This window comes from Actinobaculum sp. oral taxon 183 str. F0552, from assembly GCF_000466165.1.
In the GTDB taxonomy this organism is placed as follows: Bacteria; Actinomycetota; Actinomycetes; order Actinomycetales; family Actinomycetaceae; genus Peptidiphaga.
The window spans coordinates 39,021-49,328 of record NZ_KE951412.1 but is presented as its reverse complement, the minus strand read 5'-3'; the positions used below and the strand labels follow the sequence as shown (position 1 = coordinate 49,328).

Below are 10,308 nucleotides of genomic sequence, written 5' to 3'. Positions count from 1 at the left end.
CCAGCCCGCACCCGCCCGGCTCGGCCCCCGCCTGCGACCAGGCGGGCGTCATCGGACCCCTGTGCGGCCAGGCCGGCGCGATCATGGCGGGCGAGGCGGTCAAGCTCATCACGGGCGTGGGCGCCCCTCTTCTCGGACGGGTCCTCGTCATGGATATGCTGGAGCCGCGGTGCGAGACGGTCCCGCTGGCCGCCGATCCGAATCGGCCGGCACCGCTGAGAGGAGAGGCATTGTCCGACGAGTGTCCGGCCCGCCCGGCCGTTCCCGAAATCGACGTCCGCGAACTCGCCGAGATCCTCGGCCGCGCCCGCCCCGACGGCGACGCGCCGCACGCAAGCGGAGCGGGAAGCGGACAGCCCGGGCCGGGCGCCGCGATCCTCCTCGACGTGCGCGAACCGCGCGAGCGGGAAATCTGCGCGATCCCGGGCTCCCTCCACATTCCGCTCGCCGAGGTCCTCGCCGACCCCGCGGGGATCGCCGACCGCTTGAGCCTGGGCGGCGGCACAGTCTACGTGCACTGCCTGGGCGGCGGCCGTTCGCTCAAGGCCGCCCAGGCGCTCGCCGCCTCCGGCGTCCACGCCGTCAACGTGGCCGGAGGCATCAAGGCATGGTGGACGCAGATCGACCCGTCCATGCCTCGGTATTGATTCCGCATTCCTTGCGCAGCGGTCAGTCCTCGCGCAGCGTTGCGATTCCGTCGAGGACGAGGGCGAGTTTCCTGCCGAACCAGTCACGTGGGTGCATCCGCGTGGCCATCCCCAGTTCTGCGCGGACGGCCCGCGAGAAGGCGTCCCGACAGTTCGGCGAATCGGTCGGAGGCTCCGAGAAGTCGGTGTGGCGGGGTGAGACGCCGGACTGGTCGGACTGCTGCCGCTGGGGTTCGGCCTGTCCCTCCGAGGAGTCGGGTGGAGCCCAGCGTACGAGGATCCGATCGCGTAGGGCCGTGTCTCGCCCGTCCTCAGCCGTCTGCATGAGGTTCTCCACGCCGTGGCGGTGGTCCACCGCGAGATCGATCACTGTGTCGACGGCCAGAACGGCGTCGGGAACGGTGAATCCCTGGCCGGCGAGGATCGAAGCGAGATCCACGTAGAGATCGGCCATGCGCGCGGGAAGAGCGGCGGTGTACAACTCGGTGGCAGCGCCAGGATGCTCTGCGAGCAGATCCCACACCGCGGTGGCGTATTCATCCAGGAGGTCCCGCCACGGCAGGTTCCGGTCCGGCCATGCGTGCTCATGGAGCACGCGCTCCCAGGCCATTCCCAGGAGCTCAGCGCGCGTCGCCGCATGCCGGTAGACCGTCATCGTCGTGACTCCCAGCCGCTGAGCCACCTCAGGGATGGTGATCCCAGCGAAGCCGTGGGAGAGGACGGCGTCCACGATCTGGTCCCGGGTGATTTTCGGAGGGCGGCCACGGCGGGGACGAGTTGCTCCGGCCCGGTGGGGGGTTTCGGCTTTGGGCACGGAGTGCGCTGGCGCAGTCTCCTGCTTCGATGCGGATGCATAGCGCCCGCTGGGAGGGCCTTCTCCGGTGGAGCCCTCTACTCCTGCAGCTCGGTTGCGCGGTTTTCCGTGCATGGGACCAGCCTAGCGACGGAAAGCGTCACGCTGGGGAACCCCAGCAGTGCGAACTTCCGCGGGAGAGTCTTGACCTATTTATGTTATATGCATAACATAAAATGAAAGCGGTGGTGGGCCACCGCTTTCAGCCGCTATGGGACTGATCGTCGGATGACGAGTCAGGTTAGGAGTGTGAGTCGTGAGCAGGGATTCGAACGGTCCGGGCAGTTCAGGTCGGTCGGAGGTCTCCAAGCTGCTGGCACCCGTTCGGGGTCGTATCCGAACGGCCGTCGCATTGCAGGCGCTGGGCTCGGCGCTGCTGCTCTCTCCCGTGATCACCGGAGTGGATCTAGCGCGGACGCTGCTGAAGGATCCGGGCGATGAGCGGGCGCGAACGGTGCTCATGGCGGGCTCCGCCCTGCTTGCCGTCGGAATCGCCTGCCAGGGACTCGCCGACCTGGTGGCGCATCTGGCGGACAACTCGTTCACGCTGTGGCTGCGGCGCCGCCTGGTGGGGCGGCTCGGCCAGGCGCCGCTGGCGTGGTTCACGGACACCACGGCGGGCGAGGTCAAGCAGGGCGCCCAGGACGACGTGAAGGCCGTGCACCATCTCATCGCGCATTCCTACACCGAGATCACCGCCGCCGCGGTCACGCCGATCGCCGTCTACGTCTACCTGTTCGTCGTGGATTGGCGGCTGGCGTCGGTCATGCTCGCGCCGCTGGCGGTCTTTGCGCTGCTGTACATGCGGATGATGCGCGGTGGGATGGAGAAGATGGAGGAATACGGCCGGGTGCTGGCCGACGTCAATTCCTCGGTTGTGGAGTTCACCGACGGCATCGGCGTCGTCAAGGCCTTCGGCGAGACGGGACGGGCTTCGAAGGCGTTCCGGTCCGCGGTCGAGAGGTTCACGACCTTCTTCCTGGGATGGGCGGGGCCGATGATCCGCCCTGAGACGGTCGCCAACCAGGTGATCGGCCCGATCGCTCTGCTGGCGCTCAGCCTGGGCATGGGAACCTGGTTCGTCTGGTTGGGGTGGAGCGATCCGGTCTCCGTGCTGGCCTTCGCACTCGTGGGTTTGGGTCTGTCGGCTCCCATCAGCGCGCTGATGGCGAGCTTGCAGGCGACGCAGGCCAGCCAGGGAGCCGCGTCCCGCCTCTCGGCGCTGCTGGAGACCCCGCGCATGCCGGTCTCGTCCGATCCGAAGAGGCCTTCGGGCACCCGGCTCGAACTCGAGGGCGTGAGATTCGGCTACGAGAAGGACACCCCGATCCTGGACGGAATCGACTGGAGTTTCTCTCCGGGCACGGTGACCGCGATCGTGGGCGAGTCCGGATCGGGCAAGTCCACTCTGGCGAGGTTGCTGCTGCGCTACGCGGACCCCGATGCCGGAACGGTCGCTTTAGGGGGTGTGCCGCTCAGCGAGATCGATCCGAGCGTTCTCTACTCCGCGATCGGGGCCGTCTTCCAGGATGCGCGGCTGTTGCGAACGTCGATCGCCGCGAACATCGCCCTGGCCGACCCGGATGCGGACCGTTCGCGAATCCGAGCCGCTGCGAAGGCCGCGCACATCCATGAGCGCATCGAGGCTCTGCCGCGCGGCTACGATTCGGTGTACGGGCAGGATGCGAACCTGTCCGGTGGACAGGCGCAGCGAGTGTGCATCGCCCGCACGCTGCTGCTGGATCCCCGCGTGCTGGTGTTGGACGAACCGACCGCCTCGGCCGACGCCGAGTCCGAGCACGCCATCCAGCTCGCCTTGGCCTCGCTGCTCACACCCGAGCGGACGATCGTCGTCATCGCACACCGGCTGTCCACCATCGTCGGCGCCGACCAGATCCTGGTGTTGGACGGCGGACGCATCGTCGAACACGGCGCCCACGCCGATCTCCTCGCCGCCGACGGCGTGTACCGGAGACTGTGGAACGCCCAGGACACCGCTACGGCAGGAGGATTGCCATGATCGCCCGATTGACCGCCTACCTCGGCCGCGAGAAGGCGCATCTGATCCGCTCCTATCTGAGGTGGATGGCGGCGGCCAGCATCCTCCAAGGCGCCGCATTCGGTGTGAGCGTCCTGGTTCTGCGAGATCTGCTGGACGGGAGCACGGCTGGCGCTGCGCGGTGGCTAGCCGCCCTCGGCGGGCTTTCGATCGCATATTGGCTGGCCGACTATCGCGGCATTCGGCGCGGATTCGACATGGCCATCGAACTGCTGACGACGCTGGACCAACGGATCGGCGACCACATAGCCACCCTGCCCCTGGGCTGGTTCACTCCCGCCAACACCAGCCGGCTCGGCCAGGTCCTGAGCACGGGCGTGATGGACATGCTCGCCCTGCCGGCCCGGCAACTGACTCCCCTCATCCGCGCGGCCGTCACACCGGCGACCCTGCTGGTGGTCCTGGTGTGCGTGGATCCGCGGCTCGCCGCCATCGCGGCTGGATGCATGGCTGCGATGGGGGCAGTGTACTGGCTGTCGGGGAGGGTCGGCCGCCGCACCGACGAAGCCGTCGACGCCGCGATCTCCGAGTCCAGCGATCGAATAGTGGAGTTCGCCCACGCTCAGCCGGTATTGCGGACCATGGACCGGGCGGGGGCCGGCCGGTCCCTCGTCGAGGCCGCCCTGGCCGAGCAGCATTCGCGTGAGCGCCGCCAGCTCTGGTGGGTGATCCCGCCCCTGCTGGCCGGCGGCGTGGTGATGCAGATCGCCTTCCTGGCGATTCTGACGGGCCTGCTCTCCCTGGCGACCCGCGCCGTCGACCCGGCCACGGTGATCACGCTCGTCGCCGTGCTGCCCGTGGCCAACAGGCTCATCGCCCCGCTCGGCGATGTCGCCAACTACGCCGTCGGCATTCGAATGGCCCGCGGGGAGATAGACGCGATAGACGGCATCCTGGCCGCCGAACCGCTCCCCGAACCGGCACATCCGCGCGTCCCGGAGGAACCTCGCATCGACGTGGACCGCCTCGTGTTCGGCTACGGGACCGGGCGCACCGTGATCGACGAGGTGAGCTTCGAGGTTCCGGCCGGATCGCTCACCGCGATCGTCGGCCCCTCGGGAAGCGGCAAAAGCACCCTGATCCGCCTGCTGGCGCGGTTCTACGACCCCGCCGGCGGCGCGGTGAGGATCGGCGGCATCGACCTGCGCGACATGGACGGCCGAACGCTGCACTCCCTGCTGGCCCCGGCCTTCCAGGATTCCTATCTCTTCAGCGGTACCGTCGAGGAGAACGTCAGGATCGCCCGTCCCAGCGCCTCGCAGGCCGACCTCGACCGCGCCGCCGAGCTCGCTCGGCTCGACGACGCCTTGGCCGACCTTCCGCGAGGATGGGCCACGCCGGTCGGGGAAGGGGGCGCGCGGCTGTCAGGAGGCCAGCGTCAACGCGTCGCGCTGGCCCGCGCGCTGCTGAAAGAGGCGCCGATCCTTCTGCTCGACGAAGCCACCGGATCGCTCGACGCGGAGAACCAATCGGCGGTTTCGGAGACGATCACCGGTCTGAAAGGCCGGCGGACGATCGTCGTGATCGCCCACCAGCTGACCACCATCACCGCTGCTGACCGAATCCTCTTCGTCGAGGAGGGGCACATCGCCGAAAGCGGCACTCACGCCGGGCTTCTGGCTGCAGGGGGACGGTACGCCGAGCATTGGCGGCTTCTGACCACCGCAGCGAGCTGGCGTCTGACGCGGGAGTGAGTAGGCCCAGGAGGCGAAATCCGACTGTGACAAGGCGAGTCGCCGAAGCCTGACCGGACGCGAAGGCGGCGAAGAAGGCGAGGTCTGGGCACGAGAGCGGCCTTCGGTTCCGTGAGAGCGGTATTTCGGTTTCGACGGGAAGGGAGGGGCGGAATGACGTCCGCCCCTCCCCAGCGCCTTCACTCCCGCCTATGGAGCGGAGCGAAGGCGCATGCCGCGCACAGGCGCGGCCTTGTTCCACATCTATTTAGACGGGAACAATGCGCAAGCCATAGCGGCCACCATAGTAATCGTTCCAACGGCCCCGCCAGCCGCCACGGGTGGCTTCGCTGTAGTCAGCGATCTTCTCAATCGCGGGAGCAGTGTATATTGCCATTAGATTTCACTCCTTTGGTTTTTATACTCGAAAGATGATTCGAAGTTGGAATCACCGTGCGAACGCTGGGCTATGCCGACGAGGAAAAAGATAGTGAATGTTTCAATGATTTTCCCGAAGGTGACTCGGCTGCGCTCCTAGCCTCGCACGGTGCGAGCTTACCTTGGACATCCCGACTGTTCAATGACATCCGTCAAGAGTTTCACGATGAAAACGGATAAAGGTACCCGTTGACAAAATCCGAGTTTCGATGGCTTCACTGTTGAAATTCTGGGAAAGCCGTGCGTTTGCGGGCATTCCCGTACTTGGAGGACGATACCTCCGATGGAAGGGAATCAGGGGAACCTTCGTGAGACGTATGTCTCGGGGAGTGGCGGAAGGTTTTCTGTCACTCCCCGAGGTTTTCACTCGATCTTAATGGAATAAAGTGAAATAAAACAACCGTTGATTGCATATCCAACGGTTTATTTACATTGATGCGTTAGAGGGGTAGGCGCGTCCATCCATACATAGCCCCATAGTAATCGCGCCACACGCCTATAGCGGAGCCTCGGGTGACTTTGCTGTAGTCGGCGATCTTCTCAATCGCGGGAGCAGTGTATTCTGCCATTTAGAGTTCACTCCTTCGTTTTATACTGGATTGCAATTCGGAGGGGATCAATTCGTGCAGTTAAAAAAAGCCACCGTCAAAGCAAAGTGCTTCGCGAAAGACTTTTTTCGATGGGTGATTCGGCCGCATTTCGCTGCACGCCGCGATTCTACTCCGAGCCGATCCCTCGAGTCAACGAAATCACCCGAGAAATCCAGGCCGAAAACGCGCTGCTCGTTAGAACGCGTACCGCATGGTCGCTTCGATCCATAGAACATAGAACTTGCATAAAGTTTACAACGGTTTCCCTTTGTTTGCAGTCGGCTAAGCGGTTGGAAACGTGGTCGCGGGGGTGTTTGTGGGGGAAGTGGCGTCGGGGAGTTTTCTTGTGGGGGTTGGGCTGGGGGAGGGTGTCGCGCTTCCGTCGCTTGGACGACACCCTGAGATGTAGTAGATCCCCGTGTGGCTTTTCGGGGAGACTATCGCGGTGACGTAACCACCGTCCTTTTTATTCAACCAAAACAGTGTGACATCTCCATTTTCATGTTGGCGTTTGGTCCTCTTAGTGAAACCCGCGGGAACAAGGTATTTATCGCCGGCTTTGATCACTTCAGCTACTTCAATCGGCTTTCCAGATATGTTCGGGCTCCAATAATCATAACCATCATTATTCTCTCCACATGGTCCACCCTGTTCACCCCCTCTAAAGATGAGTTCGCCTGCACCGGCCTGAGAAATATAGGCCAGTAACTTTTCGATCATGGGTACAGTATCACGTTTATATGCCTCAATAGTCTGGCGTTTCTCGAAGGGCGCCGACCCGTACCAGAAATGCTTGTGCTTCTCCTCTTTCACCGTGGACAGGCATGAGGTCAGGGCCAGGCATGTCGCCAAGATGCATATGTAGTGGTTTAAACGTATACAACTATGCTGTTTTGAAATAGACATTTTGCTGGCTTTCAAGCTATTCGTCTCCTAAGAAGGAGTCTGAGCGTCTGTAGGCGTTTGTGCGCTTGGCGGGGCTGTGCCCGGGGTGAGGGGTTCGGGCGCGGTCCATTCTTCCGTGGGCACAGGACTGGGCGGGGGCGTGGTGCTTCCGTCAGTGGGGCGACAACCGGAAACGTAGTGGATACCAGTAGTCCCGAAAGCAGTGGCGGTATTGGCAGTTATGATTACAGATACAAAACCACCATCTCCAACATTGTACCATGACAAGGCAACGTCACCGTTATCATATTTTTTAACGACTTTTTTAGTGAAACCCGCCGGGACGAGGATCTGGTCGCCGTATTTGATGGCGATGGCCGCATCGATGTTCCGGCCCCGACCACCCGAATTCCAATATTCCCTGCCAACATTGTTTTTTCCACACGATCGGTCGCTCACTCCTCCGTCGCGTTTGAAGACTCCGGCGCCGGCTTGGCTGAGCCGGGTCTGGAACTTCTCAATGGCCGGGAGCGTATCGCGTTTATAGGCCTCCAGAGTCTGGCGTTTCTCGAAATCCTTGCGCCCGTCCCAGAAGTGCTTGTGCTTTTCCCCTTTCACCGTGGACAGGCATGAGGCCAGGACCAGGCACGCCGATAGGGCGTACAGGCGGTAGCGCAGTCTCATTATTTCTCTCCTTTGACTGGAACCTTGGTGACGACTCGGGAGATGTCGTCTAGGGATTCGGTGCCTTCCTCCAGGTACTCCGAGTGACGGGCGAAAGGATCCGTCGTCCCCTTAACCGCGTAACGAGACGTCACACCTGAATTTGAAACGTAAACTTTGATGACCGAGTCGTTGTCGGGGTTGTTGGCCAAATGCTTGATTCCCTTCATCTTCATCGGGTCCTTGCCGAAGGTCCCATCGGGCCCGATCCCCTGCACGGCGTCATTGGTGTTCACACCCGACACATACGCCCGCCCCCCGTCCAGATTGTACTCCCGCGCATCCTTCACCCCCGAGCCCGGAGACCCGTACATGACCAGATCATCGAGAACGCCCTTGCGGATCATTTTGGCGACCTTACCCGCCGTCGTCGACCCATAAGAATGCCCCAACAAAGACGTATGAGCACGCCCAGCCCCCGACACCTGACGAGAAGCATGCAACCCCTCCAGAGCCGACCCGATCTCATGCGACGCCTTCGTCGCATACTTCGAGGACATCACCTGCCCACCCTGCGGTGTATCATACATCCACGCAATCGTCGCCACCTCACTCTGATGACACCTAGCATGCTTTATAGCACGTTCGCCAACCAGTTCGGCATTCTCCACATGGTCTTTTATGTCCTCGGAAGGAACATTGTCCATGCCGGGAATGACGGTGCTGACATGCTTGGCATGGTCGACGTCACCAGTCGATATGGCGACCTTGACGCGGTCATCCTTCTTCGAATCATCCATGTAAACAAGACCACGCCTAGCAATCTTCGGATCCTTCTGCCTTTTCTTGTCATTCTCATCTAAAGTCTCCTGGACGGCTTTGAGATCGGCGAGTCTCTTCTTCGCCCATTCCAAGCTTTTAGGCGATGCGTAGGATTCGGTGTGTTTTCCGGAAGCGTTGGGATCGTTTTGTTCTTTGAGTTTAGCCCGTAAAGTCCGGACTTCCGCGTCAGTCTGCGAGATCTTCCGCCGCAGCAGGATGCGGTTGGCCTGGTCGCGGGAGGCCATGTCCACACCGTTGAGATTGCCGATCATCTCCGGATGGTGGGCGATCAGATCCTGCTTCTCCGCCGCAGACAACGCCTTCCACCACACGGCCACCTCCGTGGCCGACCACTCCGCCTGAGGGAAATTATACACACCCGGACTGGCCGACTTATGCGTCTCAGGAGACGCATACCGGTTCATGGCCACCGCCTGCATGCGCGCATGGTACCGGCGATCCACCGCCCCGGCATAGGTCAAAACCTCTGAGACCTTGCCGGCCAGCTTCTTCTCATCATCACCACTGGCATCCTTGCCCGGCTGCGATTCCACGCCCCCGTCCTTGCGGATGCGCAGCTTGTGCGTCTCAGCGTACTGTTCGCACTCCAGAATCTTGGTCTGAACAGACCACACCCCGTCACACGCCTGCGAGGTGGCCATCATCAACTCCGACAACTTGTTCACACACACGTCGATCGCCGCCAGCTTCCTGCGCAACGAGGCCCGAATGGCCTCCACCCCCGCACCCGAGGAAGCCAGCTTGCTCATCGCCACCTCAGCGTCAGACGCCCCCTGAAGCCACTTAGCCCGCTCAGCGCGCAGCTGCTCAGCCTGGCTCTCCAGATAGGACGACTTCCAATCCTTGACATCCGACCACGACAACCCCATCACCGATCACCCCCGCCATGAACGAGACGCCCACCGCGCCGATCCACCCCCGGCACGCCGGTGCCGGCCTCCGAAGCCGGATCCCGCGACAGACGCCTCCACGCCGCCGCCGTATGCTCATCGGCATGGTGATACGTCATCGCGATGGTCATCACATCGCTCTCCATCTCCGTCAACGTGGCAGCCACCTTCTTGCATTCCCGGTCTAGAGCCGCGCCGTAGTCGCCGGCATGCACTTTCGACTCCGACCCCGGCATGCCCACCGTCGCCTCACGCAATATCGTCTCGCCGTCCACCGAATTCAACCGTTCCCCCGGAATACCCCCCACCGTCTTAGCGAAGGACTCCAAATCCCCCTCCACAATGTGGATTTCACTCACGATTCCTCCTTGGCGTCAAGACTGGAGCGACAGTGAGATAAGGCTACAACCGATGTGACGGGGTTCGCAAGAAGATAGTGAAACTAACAGAGATCCTGTGAAGATTCACAGCTTCGATGTTAGAAACGCCGTGGCGGTCAGACGAGGCGCTGTTCCTTGGCCAGGTCGCGATAGAGGGGGACCTCCTCGACTAGTTGGTGGTGTTGTCCGGAGGCGACGAGTCGGCCGTGTTCGAGGACGTGGATGAGGTCGGCGTCCATGATGGTGGAGAGTCGGTGTGCGACGACGAGGACGGTGTGGTTGCCGCGGAGGTTTGTCAGGACGTCGCCGATTTGGCGTTCGTTGTGGGAGTCGAGGTTGGCGGTGGCTTCGTCGAAGAGGAGGATTTTCCTGCCGGAGAGCAGGGAG

At 62.5% G+C, this 10,308-nt stretch carries 8 protein-coding genes and 1 pseudogene; 3 read left to right on the top strand and 6 right to left on the bottom strand.

Features of this window, described 5'->3' with window-relative positions; translation table 11 throughout:
* Positions 1 to 647: rhodanese-like domain-containing protein (locus HMPREF0043_RS02605; RefSeq protein ID WP_021601292.1), on the top strand; the 647-nt coding region annotated here is incomplete at its 5' end.
* Positions 648 to 669: 22 nt separating this feature from the next.
* On the opposite strand, the gene HMPREF0043_RS10095 is transcribed toward HMPREF0043_RS02605, so the two are convergent.
* Positions 670 to 1,377 carry a TetR/AcrR family transcriptional regulator gene (locus tag HMPREF0043_RS10095; RefSeq protein ID WP_021601291.1) on the bottom strand — a complete coding sequence of 236 codons (708 nt, stop codon included), beginning with the start codon at positions 1,375 to 1,377 and terminating at the stop codon, positions 670 to 672.
* A 379-nt stretch (positions 1,378 to 1,756) separates the two neighbouring features.
* Here HMPREF0043_RS10095 and HMPREF0043_RS02595 point away from each other — a divergent pair, with 379 nt between their 5' ends.
* Together HMPREF0043_RS02595 and HMPREF0043_RS02590 are read left to right on the top strand one after the other, a co-directional pair.
* Positions 1,757 to 3,520: an ABC transporter ATP-binding protein gene (locus tag HMPREF0043_RS02595; protein ID WP_040317689.1), complete on the top strand. Its 1,764-nt coding sequence runs from the start codon at positions 1,757 to 1,759 to the stop codon at positions 3,518 to 3,520.
* Positions 3,517 to 5,253 (top strand): ABC transporter ATP-binding protein, encoded by a 1,737-nt coding sequence (locus HMPREF0043_RS02590; protein WP_021601289.1) that lies wholly within the window; start codon positions 3,517 to 3,519, stop codon positions 5,251 to 5,253. The genes HMPREF0043_RS02595 and HMPREF0043_RS02590 overlap by 4 nt, the downstream gene beginning before the upstream one ends.
* Before the next feature lie 1,289 nt (positions 5,254 to 6,542).
* On the opposite strand, the gene HMPREF0043_RS10590 is transcribed toward HMPREF0043_RS02590, so the two are convergent.
* The 5 genes and pseudogenes from HMPREF0043_RS10590 to HMPREF0043_RS11395 all read right to left on the bottom strand — a co-directional run.
* Positions 6,543 to 7,181, bottom strand: a complete 639-nt coding sequence (locus HMPREF0043_RS10590; RefSeq protein WP_156897486.1) for a DUF4853 domain-containing protein — start codon at positions 7,179 to 7,181, stop codon at positions 6,543 to 6,545.
* A gap of 12 nt (positions 7,182 to 7,193) precedes the next feature.
* Entirely contained in the window at positions 7,194 to 7,829 is a 636-nt protein-coding gene (locus tag HMPREF0043_RS10585; RefSeq protein WP_021601286.1) for a DUF4853 domain-containing protein, read from the bottom strand.
* A complete protein-coding gene (locus HMPREF0043_RS02585) occupies positions 7,829 to 9,520 on the bottom strand; it encodes an alpha/beta hydrolase (RefSeq protein WP_021601285.1) in 1,692 nt (563 codons plus the stop codon). Before HMPREF0043_RS02585 ends, HMPREF0043_RS10585 begins: the two co-directional genes overlap by 1 nt.
* Positions 9,520 to 9,900, bottom strand: coding sequence for a hypothetical protein (locus HMPREF0043_RS02580; RefSeq protein ID WP_021601284.1), 381 nt, complete (start codon positions 9,898 to 9,900; stop codon positions 9,520 to 9,522). Before HMPREF0043_RS02580 ends, HMPREF0043_RS02585 begins: the two co-directional genes overlap by 1 nt.
* A gap of 137 nt (positions 9,901 to 10,037) precedes the next feature.
* Positions 10,038 to 10,308: pseudogene (locus HMPREF0043_RS11395) on the bottom strand (multidrug ABC transporter permease); the annotation flags it as partial.

Coding starts and splice junctions, on each gene's coding strand:
- HMPREF0043_RS02590 (WP_021601289.1), top strand. CDS start 3,517: ATGATCGCCCGATTGACCGCCTACCTCGGCCGCGAGAAGGCGCATCTG.
- HMPREF0043_RS10585 (WP_021601286.1), bottom strand. CDS start 7,829: ATGAGACTGCGCTACCGCCTGTACGCCCTATCGGCGTGCCTGGTCCTG.
- HMPREF0043_RS02585 (WP_021601285.1), bottom strand. CDS start 9,520: ATGGGGTTGTCGTGGTCGGATGTCAAGGATTGGAAGTCGTCCTATCTG.